Below are 21,341 nucleotides of genomic sequence, written 5' to 3'. Positions count from 1 at the left end.
GTCGTGTTATCGGTTTTCCGGTGAATCGGTGCGGCTCGGCAACCACACATCCGGGGCGATCGTCGAGGTTCTGCGCCCGTCCTGATCGAGTACGTGACCGAGCAGTTTGCGCAGGTGCAGCACGATGGATCGTTCGGTGACGTAAAGCCCCGAAATCTCCTTGCGCAGACGAATTTCGAATGCATCGAGTTCTGCAGGAGAATGCAGCCACAACTGAACCACCAGGTTGTCGGCGCCCACCACCGCGAAACAGTTTCGGACTTCCGGCGCTCGGCTCAGTAATCGGCCCGCAGTATCGAGAAGTTCGGGTTCGACGCGGCACCATAGTGTGGCGAGCACGGGAAGCCCGGCCAGCGGCCGGGCAAATTCACACCGCAGCGCCACCAACCCCGAAGACGTGAGCCGGTCGATCTGGCGTTTGCACGCAGCCGGACTGACACCGATCGCGTCGGCCAACTCCTTCATGGGAGTGCGCCCGTCGTAGGCGAGGATCGTGAGAACCTTGCGATCCTGTTCGGAAATGCCGGTCGACCGAGCGCGCACGGCAGTACGGTTTTCGCTGGTGGTCAGCACACCCTTCTCGGACGGTGCCAGCGCATTGAGTCTCCATCGCCCACCTTCGGTGAACCAGCGTGTGATGATCGAGGTTCGTGTCGCGAGTACGCCGTCGATGGTTGCGATCTCTTCCGAGATGAAGCGCGACATCGACGCCAAGTCCGCAGTACCGGCTGTGACGAGCAGATCGGCTCTACCTGTTGATACTTCGATGGTCACGGCGTGGGCCAAGACGGTGAGACGTGCCGCGACGGTGTCGAGAAGTTCTGGTGAGCAATCGATTTCGATGATCGCTGTGACGATGGTGCCCAGCACCTGTGGCCCCGGAGTAACCGTGACCCAGGCCAACGACGATTCGGACAGTCGATTCCAACGCCGGGCGAGAGTCGCGGCGTCGAGTTCGAGTGGGCCGGCCAACAAAAGCCACTTCGATCGCGGTGCGAGCTGCAGCGCATTGATTATCCTCAGATCGATTTCATCTATCCCGCGATCGTTGTCGGCATCGAGTGCGCTCATAACGTCATTATCCTGCACATTGCCGCAAGATTCGAACTATCTGCGACGCTCGACCCATGAGCACAGAGGCCAAGTACGCGCTGATCGGAGCGGGTCCGTCTGGATTGGCCGGCGCACGAAACCTCGAACGAGCCGGAATAGCGTTCGACGGCTTCGAGAGCCACGACGACGTCGGTGGGCTCTGGGACATCGACAACCCGCACAGCACCGTCTACGAGTCGGCGCACCTCATTTCGTCGAAGGGCACCACCGCATTCGCGGAGTTCCCGATGGCGGATTCGGTTGCCGACTACCCGAGCCACGTCGAACTTGCCGAGTATTTCCGCGACTACGCCGATACCCACGATCTTCGCAGGCACTTTGCCTTCGGCACTACCGTCATCGACGTTTCGCCGGTCGATTCGCTGTGGCAGGTCACCACGCGTAGTCGCAGCGGCGAGACGACAGTCGCGCGGTATCGAGGCGTGATCATCGCGAACGGAACGCTGTCGAAGCCGAACATACCGACGTTCCGGGGCGACTTCACCGGCACGTTGATGCACACGAGCGAGTACCGCAGCGCCGAGATCTTCCGCGAAAGGCGGGTACTGGTCATCGGAGCGGGCAACAGTGGATGCGACATCGCAGTCGATGCCGTCCACCAGGCCGAGTGCGTCGATTTGAGCGTTCGGCGAGGCTACTACTTCGTCCCCAAGTATCTGTTCGGGCGACCCTCGGACACCTTGAATCAGGGAAAGCCGTTGCCGCCGTGGATCAAACAACGCGTCGACACCTTGGTACTCAAGCAGTTCACGGGAGATCCGGTGCGGTTCGGATTTCCGGAACCGGACTACAAGATCTACGAATCGCATCCGGTCGTGAACTCGTTGATCCTGCACCACATCGGGCACGGTGACGTGCACGTGCGCGCTGACGTCGACCGGTTCGAGGGGAAGACGGTGCGGTTTGTCGACGGATCGTCTGCCGACTACGACCTCGTTCTCTGCGCCACGGGGTATCACCTCGACTATCCCTTCATCGCGCGCGAGGACCTGGACTGGTCGGGCGCTGCCCCGGACCTGTTCCTCAACGTCGCGAGTCGCCGTCACGACAATCTCTTTGTGCTCGGCATGGTCGAAGCATCCGGTCTCGGGTGGCAGGGCCGTTACGAGCAGGCCGAGTTGGTGGCCAAATTGATCACCGCACGCACCGAAGCCCCCGCCGCGGCGCGCGAATTCTCGGCGGCGGCGGCCGGCCCTCCTCCCGATCTGTCCGGGGGATACAAGTACCTGAAGCTGGGACGAATGGCCTACTACGTGAACAAGGACGCCTACCGATCGGCGATCAGACGGCACATCGGACTGCTCGATGCCGCTCTGACGAAGGGAGGACAGTGATGCCGATCGACGACGTGGTGCTCAACTTCAACCCGGGATCGTTGATGATCCTCAACGTGGTGCTGGCCGCGATCATGCTGGGGATCGCCCTCGACACCTCGGTCGACGACTTCCGTCGTGCGCTCACCAAACCCAAGGCGATGGCGGTGGGTATCGCTGCCCAGTTCCTGCTGCTGCCGGCAGTGACTTTTCTGCTGACGCTGATTCTCTCGCCCGCTCCCTCGGTAGCGCTCGGCATGATCCTGGTGGCGTGCTGCCCGCCGGGCAATATCTCGAATGTCCTGACTCACCGGGCGGGCGGCGACGTCGCACTCTCGGTGTCCATGACGGCGGTGTCGAACGTCCTCGCGATCTTCCTCATGCCGCTCAATCTCGCGTTCTGGGGGAGCCGACGCCCGGAGACCGACGCTCTGTTGCAGTCCGTGAACCTGAATGCGCTCGAGATGGTCGCGCAAATCGCCCTGATCATCGGCGTGCCGTTCGTTCTCGGCATCTGGGCGGCACAAAAGTTCCCGGAGATCGCCGCGAAAGCGCAGCCTTGGGTGAAAAACGGTTCGTTGGTGGCGTTGTTGATCTTCATCGTCGCGGGTGTGTCAGGGAATGCGTCGTACTTCGTCGACTACATCGGGGTGGTACTGCTCGCGGTCTTCCTGCACGACACGGTTGCCCTCGCACTGGGATACTTCTGCGGCGCCGTCACCGGGTTGAACGAATACAGCCGTCGCGCCGTCTCTTTCGAGGTCGGCATCCGCAATGCCGGACTGGGGCTTGGCCTGGTGTTCACGTTCTTCGACGGGCTCGGTGGCATGGCCATCGTGGCCGGCTGGTGGGGGATCTGGGACATCATCGCCGGGTTGGCTCTGGCGACGATCTGGTCCAAGCGACGCGCCCGAAAGGCGGTACCGGCATGACCGTCGCACTCGTCACGGGCGGGAACGGGTTCCTGGGTACCGCTGTCATCGACGCACTGATCGCGCAGGGCATCACCGTCGTCTGTGTCGACCTCACCGTCAAGGACACGCCGGACGATCGCATCCGCCGCGTTAGGGCGGACGTCTGCGACCCCACAGAATTGGGGCGGGTGTTCGGTCAGTACCGACCGAACGTCGTGATCCACCTTGCGTCCATCGTGAAACCCGGCAAGAACACGACAGCAGAGCAGGAGTACCGCGTCGACGTCGACGGGACACGAAACGTGCTCGCGGCCTGCGTCGAACACGGGGTTGGACGGATCGTCGTGTCTTCGTCCGGAGCGGCGTACGGCTACCACTCCGACAACCCACCGTGGATCACCGAGGACGTACCTGTCCGAGGCAACGACGAATTCACTTACAGTCGCCACAAACGCCTGGTCGAAGAGATGCTCGCCGAATATCGCGTCGAACACCCGGAATTGGAACAAGTTGTCTTCCGGATCGGCACGATCTTGGGTGAGAGCGTCGACAATCAGATCACCGCGTTGTTCGATCGCCGCAAGCTGCTCAAGGTTGCCGGGTGCGACAGCCCCTTCGTGTTCGTCTGGCACACCGATGTCGCGGGCGCTTTTGCGGAGGCCGTGACCGGAAACCAAGTGGGCATCTTCAACGTCGCGGGCGACGGCGCGCTGACCGTCGACGAGTTGGCTTCCCGGATGGGCAAGCGCACGGTGACGCTTCCTGCATGGCTGTTGCGAGGCGTTCTACGCGTCGGACGGCGATTGGGCGTAACGGAACACGGTCCGGAGCGCGTCGGATTTCTCCAGTACCGACCCGTTCTCGACAATCGGCGGCTCAAGGAACAGTTCGGGTACGTCCCCGAATATTCGAGCGAGGACGCGTTTGCCGCTTACCTCGCCTCACGCTGACTCCTTCGGCAGACAGTCGTGGAAGGATCGGAGTTGTCCGTCGGCATTTCGAGAAGGGACTGACAGTGTCACGAAATGATGGGCCCGAACATGATGGGTCCGAGCACGATGGGTCCGAGCACGATGGGTCCGTGCACCAGGTAGTCGAGGCCGCCAGTGCACTCGACGACAAGGACTTCCTCGCGGTCGTCCGCGCAGTGGTCGAGCGTCGTCCGAGCTTGTCGGTCCTTCTTTCCGTGGTGGACACCGCTGCCGCGAGCCTCGAGCCGCACCGTGTAGAGGACGACAACACGATCACCGACGCCGAAGAAGTCGAACTGCCCGACACCGTTGTGGAGGTCGACGAGATCATCGACGTCCCGGTGGTACTTGCGACCGACCCGAGAATTCCCGAACCCGACTACACCGAAGGGGGAGTCCCCACTTTCGACCGTGTTCGGGAGAAGATAGAGGGGCGCTTCGGTACTTCCATAGGTTCGGTCGAATTGGCACACGAGAGTCCTGCCGGAAAGTCCGTCGACGAGCAGTGGGACGAGCGCCAGAAGGCCGCAAAAGCCAAGCTCGAGGAGATCCGGCGATCCATGGGTAAGTAATTATGCATTCCGATGCACAATGATGCATACTGTGTGACATGACTGAAGGTGGTACGACCGAGAACGCACGCAAGCCGATCAGAGTCGCCGTTGCCGGCGCCAGTGGGTACGCCGGTGGTGAGGTTCTGCGTCTGCTCCTCGGGCACCCGTCCTACGCCGACGGCAGTCTGGTGATCGGTTCGCTGACCGCCGGTGGCAACGCCGGTTCGACGCTCGGTGAGCATCATCCGCACTTGCTCCCACTCTCTTCGCGGGTACTCGAAGAGACCACTGTCGAAATCCTCTCGGGTCACGACGTCGTCTTCCTCGGTCTCCCACACGGAAATTCGGCTCAGTACGCCAAGTTGCTGCCCGAGTCGACGGTCATCATCGACTGCGGCGCGGACTTCCGGCTGCAGGATCCCGCAGCCTGGGAGAAGTACTACAAGAGCACTCATGCCGGTACCTGGCCATACGGTCTTCCTGAATTGCCCGGTGCCCGTGAGAAATTGGTAGGCGCAACCCGCATTGCCGTTCCGGGCTGCTACCCGACGGCAGCGAGCCTCGCGCTGGCCCCCGCCGTTGCCGCGGGGATCGTGGAGTCGCACGTGAACGTGGTTGCGGTCAGTGGCACTTCGGGCGCCGGCCGGGCGCCGAAGGCCGATCTGCTGGGTTCCGAGGTCATGGGCTCCGTCCGCGCATACGGTGTCGGAGGTGTCCATCGCCACACCCCTGAGATCATTCAGAATCTTTCGGCCGCAGGCGGCAAGGACATCAGTGTTTCTTTCACTCCAGTCCTCGCGCCCATGCCGCGCGGCATCCTCGCGACCTGCACGGCAGCCACCACGGCCACCGAAGAGCAAGCGCGCGAAATCTACGAAAAGGCATACAACGACGAGCCGTTCATCCACGTGCTGCCTGCCGGAGTCTTCCCGCAGACCGGTGCCGTGATCGGATCCAATGCCGTGCAGATCGGGGTCACCGTTGACGCCGACGCCGGTCAGCTCGTTGTCATCTCGGCAATCGACAATCTCACCAAGGGCACCGCCGGTGGCGCGGTGCAATCGATGAATCTCGCCCTTGGCCTACCCGAGACCGCAGGTCTCTCTACCGTGGGAGTAGCTCCGTGAGCACCGACAATCCGCAGCAGATCGAGAACGCAACCGAGCCTGACGCGACCGTTGCAGACGTGGTTCACGTCGCCGGGGGACGGCTGCTCCGCACACAGGGCGTCACCGCACCTGCCGGATTCCGCGGTGCCGGAATTGCTGCCGGTATCAAGAAGAGTGGCAAGTCGGACCTCGCATTGGTGCTCAACGAGGGACCCGATCTGGCCGCTGCCGGTGTCTTCACCCTGAACAAGGTCAAGGCCGCTCCGGTGCTGTGGTCTCAGCAGGTTTTGACGACGGGCAAGCTGCGCGCGGTCGTGCTCAACTCGGGCGGCGCAAACGCGTGTACCGGCGCAGGCGGATTCCAGGATGCGCACAAGACTGCCGAGGAAGTTGCGTCGGCACTGAGCAATTGGGGAACCGAGACGGGCGCGATCGAGGTCGCCGTCTGTTCGACCGGCCTGATCGGTGACCGCTTGCCCATGGACAAGCTGATCCCCGGTGTCACCGAGGTAGTGCACGAACTGGCCGGCGGAATCTCCGGCGGCACCGACGCGGCATACGCGATCATGACCACCGATACCGTGCCGAAGCAGGCGTCGCTGCACCACGCGAACAAGTGGAACGTCGGCGGAATGGCCAAGGGTGCAGGCATGCTCGCGCCCGCACTGGCGACGATGCTGTGCGTCGTCACGACCGATGCTGTCGCAACGGCCGAGCAGCTCGATACCGCTCTGCGCGCCGCCACCCACCTGAGCTTCGATCGCCTCGACGTCGACGGCGCCACGTCCACCAACGACACGGTGCTCCTGTTGGCCTCCGGCGCCAGCGGTGTCACACCGACCCAGGACGAACTCAACGCCGCGGTCTTCGCAGTGTGCGACGATCTCGCGGATCAGTTGATGGCAGACGCCGAGGGCGTCACCAAGCGGGTCAAGGTGACGGTGCGCGGCGCAGCGTCCGAGTCCGATGCGTTGATCGGCGCTCGGACCATCGCCCGCGACAGCCTGGTCAAGACGGCACTGTTCGGATCCGATCCGAACTGGGGCCGCGTCCTCGCAGCAGTGGGTATCGCTCCCATCGAGCTCGATCCCGATCGAATCAGTGTGTCCTTCAACGGGAGTCCCGTCTGCATCGACGGCGTCGGCGCTCCGGGAGCGCGTGAGGTGGACCTGAGCGGGATCGACATCGAACTCGACATCGACCTGGGAATCGGCAACGAGTCCGTGAGCATTCGCACCACGGACCTCTCGCACGCGTACGTCGAAGAGAACTCGGCGTACTCGTCATGACCGAGACGTATCCCGTGATCAGCGAGCATCAGAAGGCGCATGTCCTCGCCGACGCGCTGCCGTGGCTGCAGCGATTCCGAGACAAGGTGGTCGTGGTCAAGTACGGCGGAAACGCCATGATCGACGAGACACTCAAGACCGCCTTCGCCGCGGACATGGCGTTCCTGCGGACTGTCGGCATCCACCCCGTCGTCGTGCACGGCGGCGGCCCGCAGATCAACGCGATGCTGGCACGCCTTGGCATGAAGGGTGAGTTCCGCGGTGGTTTCCGGGTCACGACGCCCGAGGTGATGGACGTCGTCCGGATGGTGCTCTTCGGTCAGGTGGGCCGTGAACTCGTCGGCCTGATCAACGCGCACGGTCCGTACGCGGTCGGTATCTCCGGTGAAGATGCGCACCTGTTCACCGCTACTCGACGCACTGTTGCGGTCGAGGGGGAGCAGACCGACATCGGCCTGGTCGGAGACGTCACCACCGTGAACCCAGACGCGGTACTCGATCTCATTGCGGCAGGACGCATTCCGGTGGTCTCGACCATCGCGCCCGATGCCGACGGCGTCGTCCACAACATCAACGCCGATACCGCCGCTGCCGCACTGGCCGAGGCGATCGGTGCCGAGAAGCTCGTTGTCCTCACCGACGTCGAAGGCCTGTACACCGATTGGCCGGACCGATCCTCGCTGGCCACCGAAATCGACACCGACGCCCTGGCCCAGTTGTTGCCGAGTCTCGATGCCGGCATGGTGCCCAAGATGGAGGCCTGCCTTCGCGCGGTGCGCGGAGGTGTGCCGTCGGCGCACGTGATCGACGGCCGGCTCGAACATTCAGTCCTACTCGAACTTTTCACCGGTGAAGGAATCGGCACGATGGTCGTGCCCGGCTCCTCGGTCGCCGGTCCCCAGCAGGGAGCTACTTCATGAGCACGATCGATCTGCAGCAGCGGTGGTCCGCTTCGCTGATGAACAATTACGGCGTACCCCGGGTTGCTCTCGTCCGCGGTGACGGCGCCGTACTCACCGACGCCGACGGCAAGCAGTACGTCGACTTCCTTGCCGGAATCGCCGTCAACATCCTCGGACACGGACATCCGGCCGTCGTCGAAGCCGTCACTACCCAGTTGTCGACACTCGGCCATGTTTCCAACCTGTACGCCAGCGAGCCGGTCGTCGAGTTGGCGGAGCAGTTGCTCGCTCATCTCGGCAACGTCACCGGGCGCGCGTTCTTCTGCAACTCCGGTACCGAGGCGAACGAGGCTGCCTTCAAGCTCGCACGCGCTACTGGCCGGAAGAAGATCATCGCGGCCGAGGGCTCTTTCCACGGTCGCACGATGGGGGCACTCGCTCTGACGGGTCAGCCGGCCAAGCGGGCGCCGTTCGAACCGATGCCCGCCGGTGTCGAGTTCGTGCCGTACGGCGATGTCGAGGCACTGGAGCGGGCAGTCGATTCCGACACCGCTGCTGTGTTCCTCGAACCGATCATGGGTGAGGGCGGCGTCGTGGTGCCACCCGAGGGATACCTCGTCGAGGCTCGGCGGATCACCGCCGAACGCGGGGCGCTGCTCGTACTCGACGAAGTTCAGACCGGCATCGGCCGGACCGGCTGGTTCTACGCACATCAGGCAGTCGGCATCGTGCCGGACGTCATCACTCTTGCGAAGGGACTCGGCGGCGGAATGCCGATCGGCGCCTGCATCGCGACCGGAGCAACGGCAGAGTTCTTCGGACCGGGCAAGCACGGTACGACGTTCGGTGGCAATCCGGTGTGCGCTGCGGCGGCGCTTGCCGTGCTGAAAACCATTGCAGCGGAAGACCTGATCTCACGCGCCGACAGCTTGGGCAAATCGATCTCGGCGGGCATCGAAGATCTGGGCCATCCGTTGGTCGACTACGTACGGGGATCGGGACTGTTGCTGGGTGTCGTGCTGACCGAGGACGTCGCGCCGGCGGTGGAAAATGCCGCGCGCGAAGCCGGGTACCTTGTGAATGCAGCGCAACCCGGAGTGATCCGGTTGGCGCCGCCGCTCATCCTCACGGATGAGCAGGCCGAAACCTTCGTGGCAGCACTACCTGCCATCTTCGACAGTGCACTATCGGCTGACCAGCCGGGGGAGAAGTGACTACCGTGGTGAAACACTTTCTCAGGGACGACGATCTGACTCCGGCGCAGCAGGCCGAAGTTCTGGAACTCGCTGCGATTCTCAAGAAGGACCCGTTCGCTCGGCGTCCACTCGAGGGTCCTCGCGGAGTCGGCGTCATCTTCGAGAAGAACTCGACGCGTACACGTTTCTCGTTCGAGATGGGCATCGCGCAGATGGGCGGCCACGCCGTCGTCGTCGACGGGCGCAGTACCCAACTCGGTCGTGAAGAGACGTTGGCGGACACCGGACGCGTACTCTCCCGCTATGTCGACGCCGTCGTGTGGCGCACGTTCGGCCAGAAGCGCTTGGAGCAAATGGCAACGGGTGCAACGATTCCCATCGTCAATGCGTTGTCCGACGAATTTCATCCCTGTCAGGTTCTGGCCGATCTGCAAACGCTGATCGAGCAGAAGGGTGAGCTCAAGGGACTGAAGCTGACCTACCTGGGCGACGGCGCCAACAACATGGCTCACTCGCTGATGCTCGGCGGAGTCACCGCAGGCATCGACGTCACCATCGCAAGTCCCGCTGGCTTCGAACCGGCGGACTGGGTAGTAGCAGCAGCGCGCACACGCGCCGCGGAAACCGGTGCAACCATCACGCTGACGCAGGACCCGCAGGCCGGCGTCGTCGGTGCCGACGCGTTGGTCACCGATACCTGGACCTCGATGGGTCAGGAGAACGACGGGCTCGATCGGGTCGGACCTTTCCGCCCGTTCCAGATCAACAAGGAACTGCTCGCCAAAGCAGATCCGAAGGCTGTCGTCCTGCACTGCCTGCCGGCCCATCGCGGCGAAGAGGTCACCGACGAGGTTCTCGACGGACCCCAGAGCGTCGTCTGGGACGAGGCGGAGAACCGTCTGCACGCCCAGAAGGCGTTGCTCGTGTGGCTGCTGGAACAGCGAACCCAACTGGACCAGGCGTGAGCGTCGCTCCCACTCGGGCCGGTCGCCAGTCGCGCATCATCGCGCTGCTGGCGGCGCATCCCGTCCGAAGTCAGACGGAGTTGGCGGCGTTGCTCGGTGCCGAGGGCATCGAAGCGACGCAGGCCACCCTCTCGCGTGACCTCGAAGAGCTGGGAGCGGTGAAACTGCGTGCCGCTGACGGCGGCGCCGGTGTTTACGTGGTGCCGGAGGACGGGAACCCGGTACGCGGTGTGTCCGGCGGTACCGACCGCCTCTCACGGCTGTTGGGTGAGCTGTTGGTCTCCACCGATTTCAGCGGCAACATGGCGGTTCTCCGGACACCGCCGGGAGCCGCGCACTACCTCGCGAGCGCACTGGATCGGTCCTCGATGCCCGACATCGTGGGAACGATCGCCGGAGATGACACCATCTTCGTGGTGGCCCGAGAACCGCTTTCCGGAGCGGAACTCGCGGCCATGATCGAATCGCTCGCCTGACCCCTTATTCTTTGATAGAGATTTTCAACCGAAGGAGCACAAAAACCATGGCCGATCGCGTCGTACTCGCCTACTCGGGCGGGCTGGACACTTCTGTTGCCATCAGTTGGATCGGTAAGGAGACGGGCGCTGAAGTTGTCGCCGTCGCCATCGATCTGGGGCAGGGTGGCGAGGACATGGAGGTCGTGCGTCAGCGCGCGATCGACTGCGGCGCAGTCGAATCCGTTGTCGTCGACGCCCGCGACGAGTTCGCGGACGAGTACTGCCTGCCGACCATTGCGGCCAACGCCCTCTACATGGACCGCTACCCGCTGGTCTCGGCCATCAGCCGTCCGCTGATCGTCAAGCACATCGTCGAAGCTGCACGCTCGCACGGCGGCACCATCGTCTCGCACGGTTGCACCGGTAAGGGCAACGACCAGGTTCGCTTCGAGGTCGGATTCGGCGCCCTCGCGCCCGACCTTCAGGTCATCGCACCGGTCCGCGACTACGCCTGGACCCGCGAGAAGGCCATCGCCTTCGCCGAAGAGAACAACATCCCGATCAACGTCTCCAAGAAGTCGCCGTTCTCGATCGACCAGAACGTCTGGGGCCGCGCCGTCGAAACCGGCTTCCTCGAGGATCTGTGGAACGCACCGACGAAGGACGTCTACGACTACACCCAGGACCCGACGGTCAACTGGAACGCGCCCGACGAGCTCATCATCAGCTTCGACAAGGGTCGCCCGGTTGCCATCGACGGCCGCCCCGTGTCGGTTCTCGAAGCGATTCAGGAACTGAACAAGCGCGCAGGCGCTCAGGGTGTCGGTCGCCTCGACGTCGTCGAGGACCGTCTCGTGGGCATCAAGAGCCGTGAGATCTACGAAGCTCCCGGCGCCATGGTTCTCATCACCGCGCACCAGGAACTCGAGCACGTCACCCTCGAACGCGAACTCGGTCGCTACAAGCGTCAGATGGAGCAGCGTTGGTCCGAGCTGGTCTACGACGGCCTCTGGTTCTCGCCCCTCAAGGACGCACTGGATACGTTCGTCAACAAGACGCAGGAGCGCGTCACCGGCGACATTCGTCTCTTCCTGCACGGTGGAGCCATCACCGTCAACGGTCGTCGTAGCCCCGAGTCGCTCTACGACTTCAACCTCGCGACGTACGACGAGGGCGACAGCTTCGACCAGTCCGCATCGAAGGGCTTCGTCGAGATCCACGGTCTGTCGTCGAAGGTCGCCGCGAAGCGCGATCTGGGACTCTGAGCCATGACGGCTCACGGTGACGGAGACGCCCAAAAACACGGCACCAACGAAGGCGCGCTGTGGGGCGGACGGTTCGAGTCCGGACCGGCCGCTGCCATGGCGGCGCTGAGCAAGTCGACTCACTTCGACTGGGTCCTCGCTCCGTACGACGTGCGGGCGTCGCAGGCGCATGCTCGCGTACTGAACAAGGCAGGCCTGCTCAGCGAGGCCGACCTCGCGACAATGCTCGACGGTCTCGACCGTCTGGCGGCAGATGTTGACAGTGGCGCCTTCGGACCGAGTGATTCGGACGAGGACGTACACGGCGCGCTCGAACGCGGTCTGATCGAGCGTGTCGGGCCTGAGGTCGGCGGACGCCTGCGTGCTGGTCGTTCGCGAAACGACCAGGTGGCCACGCTGTTCCGAATGTGGCTTCGGGATGCGGTTCGCCGCATCTCCACCGGCGTTCTCGACGTGGTCGACGCATTGGCGACTCAGGCCGGGGCTCACCCGGATGCCGTGATGCCGGGCAAGACGCACCTGCAGGCTGCTCAACCGGTCTTGTTGGCACATCACCTGCTCGCCCATGCGCATCCGCTGTTGCGCGACGTGCAACGTCTTCGCGACTTCGACGTACGAGCTGCGGTGTCCCCGTACGGTTCCGGTGCACTCGCCGGTTCCTCGCTCGGTCTCGACCCCGAAGCCATTGCAGCGGAATTGAAGTTCGACAGCTCGGCCGAGAACTCGATCGACGCAACCGCTTCGCGTGATTTTGCGGCCGAGGCAGCGTTCGTGCTTGCGATGATCGGTGTCGATCTCTCACGCATGGCGGAAGAGATCATCATCTGGAGCACACCGGAATTCGGCTACATCACGCTTGCCGACGCGTGGTCGACAGGTTCGTCGATCATGCCGCAGAAGAAGAATCCGGATGTCTCGGAACTCACGCGCGGTAAGTCTGGTCGTTTGATCGGTAACCTCACCGGCCTGCTGGCGACGCTCAAGGCTCAGCCGCTGGCGTACAACCGCGATCTGCAAGAGGACAAGGAACCGGTCTTCGACTCGGTCGCGCAGCTGGAGATGTTGCTCCCGGCCATCACCGGCCTGGTGCAGACTCTCGAGTTCCACACCGCGCGTATGGCGGAACTTGCTCCGGCAGGGTTCACGTTGGCCACCGACATCGCGGAGTGGATGGTGCGCCAGGGCGTGCCGTTCCGGGTTGCACACGAGGCTGCTGGAGCGTGTGTGCGTGTCGCCGAAGCGCGAGGCGTCGGACTCGAAGATCTCACGGACGAGGAACTGGCCGGCGTCGACAGCGCGCTGACACCCGCTGTTCGTGAGGTGCTGACAGTCGAGGGTTCCATCGCTTCGCGTAATGCGCGAGGCGGCACCGCGGGGGTGCGGGTAGCAGAACAGTTGGACGGAGTCCGAGCAGTGGCCCAGTCGCTGCGGGAATGGACCCTCTGACCTTGCGGTCACGAGTGTTTCCTCTCTCTTTTCGGCAGTAGTCCTTCGGTCGTACGCGGTCAGGGAGCAGAATTTGCTCCCTGACCGCGTACGCGTATTCGTCGTCAGTAGGCTTGTTGCGCGCGGGAAAAATGAGACTGACGTCACATGGTGAGTAACTTGGGAGTGAAATGGTGGGATTGAATTCCAAGTCTGTGCTGGGCCCGATTCGTCGGGTGGTTGCGACAGCACAAAACGGCCTCGAGGTCGTCCGGTTGGGTGGGCTGGAAACGGATGCGACCACGTCGCCGTTCGAGATCGTCGAGCGCGCAGCGATGTACCGGCTTCGCCGCTACTTCCCGGACAGCGATCCGGAAACCGTCGGTGCACCGATCGTGCTGATCCCGCCGATGATGATGTCGGCGAACGTGTACGACGTGACCCGCGACCAGGGTGCTGTGGGAATTCTGCACGAGATGGGCCTGGACCCCTGGGTAGTCGATTTTGGTTCGCCCGACTCCGAAGAGGGCGGTTGGGATCGCAATCTCGCCGATCACATCATCGCTCTCAGCGACATCATCGACCACATCCACCGTCACACCGGTAAAGATGTTCACATCTCCGGCTATTCGCAGGGCGGTATGTTTGCCTATCAAGCTGCCGCGTATCGGCGTAGTCGAAACATCGCCAGCGTCATCACCTTCGGCAGTCCGGTCGACACACTCGCCGCGTTGCCCTTCGGTATCCCGGCCGGATTGGCCACCAAGGGTGCGGATTTCCTCGCCGATCACGTCTTCAATCGCCTGGCGGTCACCGGGTGGATGGCTCGCACCGGGTTCCAGTTGCTCGATCCCGTGAAGACGTTGAAGATGCGCGTCGACTTCCTGCTTCAACTGCACGACCGTGAGGCTTTGCTGCCGAGGGAGCAGCAGCGACGCTTCCTCGCGACCGAGGGTTGGGTCGCGTGGTCCGGGCCCGCGGTTGCCGAACTGCTCAAGCAGTTCATCGTGCACAACCGAATGATGACCGGTGGATTTGTCATCAAGGATCAATTGGTCTCGCTCGCCGAGATCACCTGCCCCATCCTGGCATTCGTCGGCGAGGTCGACGACATCGGTCAACCTCAGGCGGTCCGTGGGATCAGCCAGGCGGCGCCGCGGGCCAAGGTCTACGAATCTACTTTGCGCGCAGGTCATTTCGGTTTGGTTGTCGGTTCCACCGCGGCCAATCACACCTGGCCGACCACCGGTGAATTCGTGCAGTGGACCGAGACGGGTGGACCCCTCCCGGACCGTATCGCGAACATGGTCTACGGCGCCGACCTCGAAGACCAGACCGGTGTGTCGATCAGCAATCGGATCATCCACACCGTCGCCTCGGTCGCTGAAGTAGGTGCAGGAGTCACCAAGGGAATCAGTGACCTTGCAGCCGGTGCGTTGCGCGGGACTTTCGAATTGTCCGGTGAAGCGGCACGCGCGTTGCCACGTCTTGCGCGACTCAACCAAATTCAGCCACACACCAAGATCTCGCTGAGTCAATTGCTCGCGGAGCAGCGTCGAAAAGCACCGAACGGCGAGTGCTTCCTCTTCGACAATCGTGTGCACACCTATGAAGCGGTCAACGCCCGCATCGACAATGTCGTGCGCGGATTGATTTCCGTGGGAGTGCGTCCGGCAGCGCACGTCGGTGTCCTGATGGAGACCCGCCCCAGCGCGCTCGCGGCCATCGCGGCCCTGTCGCGCCTCGGTGCCGTTGCCGTCATGCTTCCGCCGGGGTCCGACATCTCGGCGGCGGTCAAGCTGGGATCGGTTGATCGGATCATCACCGATCCGGAGAACGTCGACGCTGCGGTGGTCACCGGTAGACCGGTCTTGGTACTCGGCGGCGGCGATGCCCGCGGACTCGAGGTGGATCCGTCACACGACGTGATCGATCTCGAACAAATCGATCCGACGAAGGTCAATCTGCCCGGTTGGTACCGGCCGGATCCCGGCGTCGCCCGTGAACTCGCATTCATCATCTTTGCGGAATCGGGCGGTGTGCTCGAAGCCAAGCAGATCACCAACTACCGGTGGGCACTGTCTGCCTTCGGAACGGCCACGGCGGCAGATCTCGATCGCGGTGACACCGTGTACTGCCTTGCACCACTCCATCATTCGTCGAGTCTGCTCGCGACCATCGGTGGCGCCATGGCCGGTGGCTCACGGATTGCGCTCTCACGCGGACTGAATCCGGCTCGATTCGTCGAGGAAATCCATCGCTACGGTGTGACCGTCGTGAGTTACACGTGGTCGATGATGCGCGAGATCCTCGACGAGGATCTTCTTCTCATCGACGGTAGCCATCCGGTCCGACTGTTCATCGGTTCGGGAATGCCCCACGGGCTGTGGAAGCGGACCACGGAGGCGTTCGACCCCGCGCAGGTGCTCGAGTTCTATGCGTCGACCGAAGGTGACGTGATTCTTGCCAATGTCGCGGGCTCCAAAGTTGGTTCCAAGGGCCGCCCGTTGCCGGGTAGCGCGCAGGTGCGGTTGGCGGCATACGACCCGCTGAGTGGTCGGCTCCTCGAAAATGGAAACGGATTTGTCCGTGAGTGCGCCGAAGACGAAGTCGGGTTGCTACTCGGGCGCGCGGGATTCACTGCCGATCTCTCGGGCGGAGCCATGCGGGGACTCTTCCAAGCGGGTGATTCGTGGATTCCCACGGAGAATCTCTTCCGCCGGGACGCCGACGGCGACTACTGGCTGATCGATCACAAGAACACGGTCATTTCGACGCTCCGCGGTCCCGTGTTCACCCAGCCGATCGTCGACGCGTTGTCGAGTGTGGCGCGGGTGGATCTTGCCGTCGCATACGGCGTCGGTGACGCGCCGCATCAGCTGGCGGTCGCTGCCGTGACATGGCGTCCGGGGCGGCAGTTCCGTTCCGCCGAGCTTGCGGAGGCTCTCTCGCGCATCGCTTTTGATGCGCGCCCGGATATCGTGCACGTGGTAGACGAGATCCCGGTGGGTTCGTCGTACCGTCCGAGTTCCACTGCGTTAGCTGCGGCCGGATTGCCGGCGCCAGGACCACGGACCTGGTTCCTCGATTCCGAGACGCAGTCGTACAAGCGGCTGACCAAGGCAATTGCCGCGCAGTTGATGCCGACGAGGGTGGGCACCGGAGCACGGTAGCCTGAGGACATTCTGTTTGATCGGTTCGAGAGGACTCACGTGGCTATTGATTCGACGTTGCTCAGCATTTTGGCCTGCCCCCAGGACAAAGGCCCGCTGTTGCTGGTCGGGGACGAGTTGCTCTACAACCCGCGCCTGCGGCGTGCATACCCGATCGAGAACGGCATTCCCGTTCTGTTGATCGACGAGGCACGCGATGTGGCGGACGACGAGCACGAGAAGTTGCTCGCGCGGGCTGAAGGCTAGATCGGTAATTCACCGGTCAGGTACCGCTGGAGGTTCGGAGCCACCAGCGGTACCAAAGCGTCAACGCTCAATGATGCGAGTGGTTCGAGTCCGAGCACATATCGCGTGACCAGCAGTCCGGCCATCTGAGATGCCACCAATTCCGCTCTGATCAAGCCGGTACCAGGTGGTGTGTCCACCCGCGGAATGATGTCGCGCAATACGACATCGAGCAGAAAGCTCTGGATCAGCTGCGATCCGTCGCCGGAAACCGCCGATCGAAAAGCCGCCAGAATCGCCGGCTGGTGTTCCGATTCCCACAGCCCGATCACTGCTCTGAGTAGATTTTCGCCGAGATTTACGGTCGGAGAGGCGTGAACCGGTCCCAATACCTGGACTGGATCGATCGGTAGCGCGATCGCAGCGGTGAACAACTGCTCCTTGCTTCCGAAATGATGATGAATCATGGCCGGATCGACGTCAGCGGCCGCAGCTATCGATCGAACGGTTGTTCGTCGAAAACCGTTCTGGGAGAACGCCCGTCGCGCCGAATCGAGGATCTGCGCGCGAGTCTCCGACTTGCCCGGTCGTCGCCCCGAACGAATCGGTGCCGGTGCGGGCGCCGTGTCGTTGTCGGTCATGGAGTGCGGCGATCGAGTGTTGCCGCGGCCAGCGAGAGTGCTGCGGCGGCGAAGCCCGCCATGACGGCGAGATCACGCCACATCTGACCCGTCGCGTCGGCATGCATCGACACTTGCTGAAGTGCGTCGACGGCGTAGCTCAAGGGGAGGACGTTGCTGATCCATTCGAGCCAGGTCGGCAATTGGTCGCGGGGCACGAGGAGTCCGCAGAGGAACAGTTGGGGGACCACAACTACCGGCATGAACTGCACCGCTTGGAACTCGGTCTTCGCGAATGCGCTGGCCAGCAGGCCGAGCGCAACGCCGAGTATTGCGCCGAGAACTGCAATGACGATGACCCAGGCAAGACTGCCGGCGATGGTGAGTCCGAGAAATCCGAAAGCAACCGCGCACGCGAGAGCCGCCTGAGCGGCGGCCGAGAGCGAAAATGCCGCGCCGTATCCCGCCAGAAGATCGAGTTTGCCCATCGGTGTGGTGAGCAGGCGTTCGAGTGTTCCTGAACTGCGTTCGCGCTGCATGGCGATGGACGTGACCAGGAACATGACCACAAACGGCAAGATTCCCAGCATGGTGATCGCCACCCGTTGGAACAGTGAAACCTGGCCGGGCGGCGTGGGTACGTCTTGGTAGAGGAAATACAGCAAAATCATCAACAACGACGGGACCAACAAGATCATGGCCACCGTGCGACGGTCCTGGCGGAGCTGAAGCAGAATGCGTACGGTCGTAGCACCGAAGATCCTGATGCTCATGATATTTCGCCTCCGACGGGTGAAGTCCGAATCAGCTCGAGGAAGGCGTCCTCGAGGCGTTCACATCTGGTTTTGGCGCGCAATTCATCGGGTGTGAGTTGAGCGAGGAGATGCCCGTCTCGCATCAGGATCAGTTCAGCGCAGTGGTCGGCCTCATCCATGACGTGGCTGGAGACCAACAGGGTGGTTCCGCTGCGAGCAAGGTCGGCAAATCGTTCCCACAATTCGACACGAAGCACCGGATCGAGACCGACGGTCGGTTCGTCGAGGATCAACACATCAGGTGATGCCACCAACGCGCATGCCAGCGAGACTCGACCGCGTTGACCTCCGGACAGATCGGCGGCGGTCCGGTCGGCGTATCGGCTCAATCCGACGGCGTCGACCGCTGCTGCAACGTCTGCGCCGGACTTGCCGTACAGAGCTCCGAAGTACTGGACGTTTCGAGTGACCGTCAGGTCGCCGTACACGCTGGGGGATTGGGTGACGTATCCGACCCGGCGGCGAAGGGCAACGGACCCCGCGAGGTCGCCCAGGACTCTGACCTCACCACTTTCGACGATCTGGGTTCCGACTATCGCGCGCATCAGGGTTGTCTTGCCGCAGCCGGACGGGCCGAGCAGTCCGGTGATCGATCCTGCCGAAACCTGCAGGTCGAGTGAGTGAAGAACTTCGTGCTTGCCGCGAATGACTCGTAGTCCGCGGATGTCTATTGCCGGCGTGGTGGTCACGGTTCGCCTCATTTCAATAATTCATCACTTGTTGAATTATGCGACTCGGCCGACCGATGAGTCAACGGCGTGGGCACAATCGAAGGGTGAGTATCGAGACCTTGGAAAATGTGAAGAACCCGTTGGAAGCGGGCCTGACAATTCTCGGCTCGACCCTGATCGTCGACGACATCTCGCTGAGGATTGTCGAGGTCGAGGCGTACGGAGGGGAGAAGGACGGGCCCTGGCCAGATCCGGCAGCACATTCGTATCGGGGGCAAACGCCGCGGAACAGCGTGATGTTCGGGCGGGCGGGCCGTCTCTACGTCTACCGCAGCTACGGAATGCACTTTTGTATGAACATCTCGTACGGCCCGGATGGTGTCGCGGGTGGTGTTCTGCTCCGAGCGGCCGAAATCGAGGCCGGTCACGATGTGGTGTCGGCTCGGAGATCGCCGGATCGACCATCTCACCAATGGGCCAGAGGGCCAGGTAATCTCGGCGCTTCCGTTGCAATCACGTTGGCGGACAACGGAACAGACGTGTTCAACCCTGCTTCGCGGGTTCGGCTCGAATTGGGGGAGTCGAAGGAATGGGTCAGTGGACCGCGGGTGGGGGTCAGTACTGCGGCCGAGGTCCCGTGGCGCCTCTGGATTCCGGACTCGCGAGCGGTGTCCGCGTACCGCCGAAGCCCGCGAGCGCCGGTCATTTCGTGAAGATGGGATGATCGAGTCCGTGACTGAGAATATTCTCGACGAACTGACCTGGCGTGGGCTGATCGCCCAATCAACTGATCTCGACGCTTTGCGTAAAGATCTCGAGGCCGGACCGGTCACGTTGTATGCGGGCTTCGACCCGACCGGGCCGAGCCTGCACGCAGGTCACCTGGTTCCGCTCCTCGCGCTCAAGCGGTTTCAGCGTGCCGGTAACCGGCCGATCGTTCTTGCCGGTGGTGCAACAGGCCTGATCGGTGATCCCCGTGACGTCGGGGAACGGACGATGAACTCCGCCGATACCGTCGCGGACTGGGCAGGTCGCATCCGTGGTCAGCTCGAACGATTCGTGGATTTCGACGATTCACCGACGAGTGCGGTCATCGAGAACAACATGAACTGGACCGGCAAGATGTCGGCCATCGACTTCCTGCGTGATGTCGGCAAACACTTCTCCGTGAACGTCATGCTTGCGCGTGACACCGTGAAGCGTCGTCTCGAGTCGGACGGGATGTCGTACACCGAGTTCAGCTACATGCTGCTCCAAGCCAACGACTACCTGCACTTGCGACGCGATCTCGGCTGCACTCTGCAGGTCGGTGGGTCCGATCAGTGGGGCAACATCATCGCGGGCGTCGAACTCAACCGTCGTGTCGACGGCGAGAGTGTTCACGCAATGACCGTTCCGCTGGTGACCTCGGCTGACGGGAAGAAGTTCGGAAAGTCGACCGGTGGCGGCAGTCTGTGGCTCGACCCCGAGATGACCAGCCCGTACGCGTGGTACCAGTACTTCGTGAACACCGGCGACGCCGACGTGATCAAGTACCTGCGCTGGTTCACGTTCCTGACCGCAGACGAACTCGCGGAACTCGAGACGGCAACGGCGGAGCGTCCGCATGCGCGCGAAGCGCAGAAGCGATTGGCTGCGGAGATGACGACCTTGGTTCACGGAGAACACAACACTCGCGCCGTCGAGCTCGCCAGCCAGGCGTTGTTCGGCAAGGCGGAATTGGCGGAACTCGACGAGTCGACGCTCGCCGCGGCGCTGAAGGAAGCATCTGTCAGCGAATTGGCGCCGGGGGAGCCGCGCACGATCATCGATCTGCTTGTGACGAGCGGTTTGTGTGAGAGCAAGGGAGCTGCTCGACGCGCAGTGAAGGAAGGCGGCGCTTCGGTGAACAACCAGAAGGTGTCGGCCGACGACTGGGAGCCCGCCGCATCCGATCTGCTTCACGGCAGCTGGTTGGTCGTCCGGCGCGGAAAGCGCAATTTCGCCGGCGTGAAAATACTTTCGAACTGACGTGTGTGGGGTCACAGTTGTCTCGCGGGGCTCCTGTGGCCGTTGGTGGCCCGTCTGCGGGCGGGCTACCAGCGGATTTAACCTGGCGAACACCTGCGACCTGCACGTTTGACGCTCAGTTTTCATTCGCGTAACTTTGTCCAAGTCAGAGCGACACGGACACCAACCCCGACCGAGAGGCCGGGGACACGCGGTTGGACGAAGTCGGAGACATTCACGCTCAACGGGAACTTGCTTCCTGGGAGCGAACAAGCTAAGATTGTAACCCTTGCCCCGGAGCTTTCAACCAGTTTGAAGCGATGGTGTGTGCGTGTTCTTTGAGAACTCAACAGTGTGTCGATGAATGTCAGTGC

Annotated in this window: 20 protein-coding genes; 16 read left to right on the top strand and 4 right to left on the bottom strand. The window is 62.8% G+C overall.

The window, feature by feature from the left end; translation table 11 throughout:
• Positions 1–6 precede the first annotated feature (6 nt).
• A complete protein-coding gene (locus tag ACKAMS_RS30820) occupies positions 7–1,071 on the bottom strand; it encodes an Lrp/AsnC family transcriptional regulator (RefSeq protein WP_408989981.1) in 1,065 nt (354 codons plus the stop codon).
• Between the two features lie 56 nt (positions 1,072–1,127).
• Between ACKAMS_RS30820 and ACKAMS_RS30815 the strand changes: the two genes are divergently transcribed.
• The 14 genes from ACKAMS_RS30815 (at position 1,128) to ACKAMS_RS30750 (ending at position 16,893) form a co-directional block, all read left to right on the top strand.
• Positions 1,128–2,447: a flavin-containing monooxygenase gene (locus ACKAMS_RS30815; protein ID WP_408989980.1), complete on the top strand. Its 1,320-nt coding sequence runs from the start codon at positions 1,128–1,130 to the stop codon at positions 2,445–2,447.
• Positions 2,447–3,358, top strand: coding sequence for a bile acid:sodium symporter family protein (locus ACKAMS_RS30810; RefSeq protein WP_046378621.1), 912 nt, complete (start codon positions 2,447–2,449; stop codon positions 3,356–3,358). The genes ACKAMS_RS30815 and ACKAMS_RS30810 overlap by 1 nt, the downstream gene beginning before the upstream one ends.
• Positions 3,355–4,290 carry an SDR family oxidoreductase gene (locus tag ACKAMS_RS30805; protein ID WP_408989979.1) on the top strand — a complete coding sequence of 312 codons (936 nt, stop codon included), beginning with the start codon at positions 3,355–3,357 and terminating at the stop codon, positions 4,288–4,290. Before ACKAMS_RS30810 ends, ACKAMS_RS30805 begins: the two co-directional genes overlap by 4 nt.
• Before the next feature lie 131 nt (positions 4,291–4,421).
• On the top strand, positions 4,422–4,883 hold the full coding sequence (locus tag ACKAMS_RS30800) for a hypothetical protein (RefSeq protein ID WP_408989978.1): 462 nt from the start codon (positions 4,422–4,424) through the stop codon (positions 4,881–4,883).
• 38 nt (positions 4,884–4,921) lie between these two features.
• Positions 4,922–5,992, top strand: coding sequence for an N-acetyl-gamma-glutamyl-phosphate reductase (argC, locus tag ACKAMS_RS30795; RefSeq protein WP_046378619.1), 1,071 nt, complete (start codon positions 4,922–4,924; stop codon positions 5,990–5,992).
• Between the two features lie 59 nt (positions 5,993–6,051).
• Complete coding sequence (gene argJ, locus ACKAMS_RS30790; RefSeq protein WP_020907877.1) at positions 6,052–7,263, top strand: bifunctional glutamate N-acetyltransferase/amino-acid acetyltransferase ArgJ; 1,212 nt, start codon at positions 6,052–6,054, stop codon at positions 7,261–7,263.
• A complete protein-coding gene (argB, locus tag ACKAMS_RS30785) occupies positions 7,260–8,183 on the top strand; it encodes an acetylglutamate kinase (protein WP_019748607.1) in 924 nt (307 codons plus the stop codon). The genes argJ and argB overlap by 4 nt, the downstream gene beginning before the upstream one ends.
• The gene (locus ACKAMS_RS30780; protein ID WP_070797303.1) at positions 8,180–9,379 is read left to right on the top strand and encodes an acetylornithine transaminase; all 1,200 of its coding nucleotides are present in this window, start codon (positions 8,180–8,182) and stop codon (positions 9,377–9,379) included. The genes argB and ACKAMS_RS30780 overlap by 4 nt, the downstream gene beginning before the upstream one ends.
• Positions 9,376–10,326, top strand: coding sequence for an ornithine carbamoyltransferase (gene argF, locus ACKAMS_RS30775; protein ID WP_019748605.1), 951 nt, complete (start codon positions 9,376–9,378; stop codon positions 10,324–10,326). Before ACKAMS_RS30780 ends, argF begins: the two co-directional genes overlap by 4 nt.
• Entirely contained in the window at positions 10,323–10,802 is a 480-nt protein-coding gene (locus tag ACKAMS_RS30770; protein WP_019748604.1) for an arginine repressor, read from the top strand. The genes argF and ACKAMS_RS30770 overlap by 4 nt, the downstream gene beginning before the upstream one ends.
• A 47-nt stretch (positions 10,803–10,849) precedes the next feature.
• Positions 10,850–12,049 (top strand): argininosuccinate synthase, encoded by a 1,200-nt coding sequence (locus tag ACKAMS_RS30765; protein ID WP_007736221.1) that lies wholly within the window; start codon positions 10,850–10,852, stop codon positions 12,047–12,049.
• Between the two features lie 3 nt (positions 12,050–12,052).
• On the top strand, positions 12,053–13,495 hold the full coding sequence (gene argH / locus ACKAMS_RS30760) for an argininosuccinate lyase (RefSeq protein WP_021344365.1): 1,443 nt from the start codon (positions 12,053–12,055) through the stop codon (positions 13,493–13,495).
• A gap of 170 nt (positions 13,496–13,665) precedes the next feature.
• Entirely contained in the window at positions 13,666–16,647 is a 2,982-nt protein-coding gene (locus ACKAMS_RS30755) for an acyl-CoA synthetase (protein ID WP_019748602.1), read from the top strand.
• Between the two features lie 39 nt (positions 16,648–16,686).
• A complete protein-coding gene (locus tag ACKAMS_RS30750) occupies positions 16,687–16,893 on the top strand; it encodes a Trm112 family protein (RefSeq protein ID WP_003944045.1) in 207 nt (68 codons plus the stop codon).
• On the opposite strand, the gene ACKAMS_RS30745 is transcribed toward ACKAMS_RS30750, so the two are convergent.
• From ACKAMS_RS30745 to ACKAMS_RS30735, 3 genes are read right to left on the bottom strand one after another with little or no spacing between them, the layout of a single operon-like run.
• Positions 16,890–17,513, bottom strand: coding sequence for a TetR family transcriptional regulator (locus tag ACKAMS_RS30745; RefSeq protein ID WP_408989977.1), 624 nt, complete (start codon positions 17,511–17,513; stop codon positions 16,890–16,892). The genes ACKAMS_RS30750 and ACKAMS_RS30745 overlap by 4 nt on opposite strands.
• On the bottom strand, positions 17,510–18,265 hold the full coding sequence (locus ACKAMS_RS30740; RefSeq protein WP_046378614.1) for an ABC transporter permease: 756 nt from the start codon (positions 18,263–18,265) through the stop codon (positions 17,510–17,512). Before ACKAMS_RS30740 ends, ACKAMS_RS30745 begins: the two co-directional genes overlap by 4 nt.
• Positions 18,262–18,996, bottom strand: coding sequence for an ABC transporter ATP-binding protein (locus ACKAMS_RS30735; RefSeq protein WP_020969718.1), 735 nt, complete (start codon positions 18,994–18,996; stop codon positions 18,262–18,264). Before ACKAMS_RS30735 ends, ACKAMS_RS30740 begins: the two co-directional genes overlap by 4 nt.
• A gap of 86 nt (positions 18,997–19,082) precedes the next feature.
• Between ACKAMS_RS30735 and ACKAMS_RS30730 the strand changes: the two genes are divergently transcribed.
• Positions 19,083–19,691: a DNA-3-methyladenine glycosylase gene (locus tag ACKAMS_RS30730; protein ID WP_020969717.1), complete on the top strand. Its 609-nt coding sequence runs from the start codon at positions 19,083–19,085 to the stop codon at positions 19,689–19,691.
• A gap of 19 nt (positions 19,692–19,710) precedes the next feature.
• Positions 19,711–20,988: a tyrosine--tRNA ligase gene (tyrS, locus tag ACKAMS_RS30725; RefSeq protein WP_020907871.1), complete on the top strand. Its 1,278-nt coding sequence runs from the start codon at positions 19,711–19,713 to the stop codon at positions 20,986–20,988.
• The last annotated feature ends 353 nt before the right edge of the window (positions 20,989–21,341 follow it).

The sequence above is a fragment of the Rhodococcus sp. 5A-K4 genome (assembly GCF_046097995.1).
In the GTDB taxonomy this organism is placed as follows: Bacteria; Actinomycetota; Actinomycetes; order Mycobacteriales; family Mycobacteriaceae; genus Rhodococcus_F; species Rhodococcus_F erythropolis.
Note: the sequence above shows the minus strand (reverse complement) of the source record. Positions and strands in the feature narration are given on the sequence as shown.

Coding starts and splice junctions, on each gene's coding strand:
- ACKAMS_RS30780 (WP_070797303.1), top strand. CDS start 8,180: ATGAGCACGATCGATCTGCAGCAGCGGTGGTCCGCTTCGCTGATGAAC.
- ACKAMS_RS30765 (WP_007736221.1), top strand. CDS start 10,850: ATGGCCGATCGCGTCGTACTCGCCTACTCGGGCGGGCTGGACACTTCT.
- ACKAMS_RS30820 (WP_408989981.1), bottom strand. CDS start 1,071: ATGAGCGCACTCGATGCCGACAACGATCGCGGGATAGATGAAATCGAT.
- ACKAMS_RS30815 (WP_408989980.1), top strand. CDS start 1,128: ATGAGCACAGAGGCCAAGTACGCGCTGATCGGAGCGGGTCCGTCTGGA.
- ACKAMS_RS30745 (WP_408989977.1), bottom strand. CDS start 17,513: ATGACCGACAACGACACGGCGCCCGCACCGGCACCGATTCGTTCGGGG.
- argH (WP_021344365.1), top strand. CDS start 12,053: ATGACGGCTCACGGTGACGGAGACGCCCAAAAACACGGCACCAACGAA.
- argB (WP_019748607.1), top strand. CDS start 7,260: ATGACCGAGACGTATCCCGTGATCAGCGAGCATCAGAAGGCGCATGTC.
- argC (WP_046378619.1), top strand. CDS start 4,922: ATGACTGAAGGTGGTACGACCGAGAACGCACGCAAGCCGATCAGAGTC.
- ACKAMS_RS30810 (WP_046378621.1), top strand. CDS start 2,447: ATGCCGATCGACGACGTGGTGCTCAACTTCAACCCGGGATCGTTGATG.
- ACKAMS_RS30740 (WP_046378614.1), bottom strand. CDS start 18,265: ATGAGCATCAGGATCTTCGGTGCTACGACCGTACGCATTCTGCTTCAG.
- ACKAMS_RS30805 (WP_408989979.1), top strand. CDS start 3,355: ATGACCGTCGCACTCGTCACGGGCGGGAACGGGTTCCTGGGTACCGCT.
- ACKAMS_RS30755 (WP_019748602.1), top strand. CDS start 13,666: ATGGTGGGATTGAATTCCAAGTCTGTGCTGGGCCCGATTCGTCGGGTG.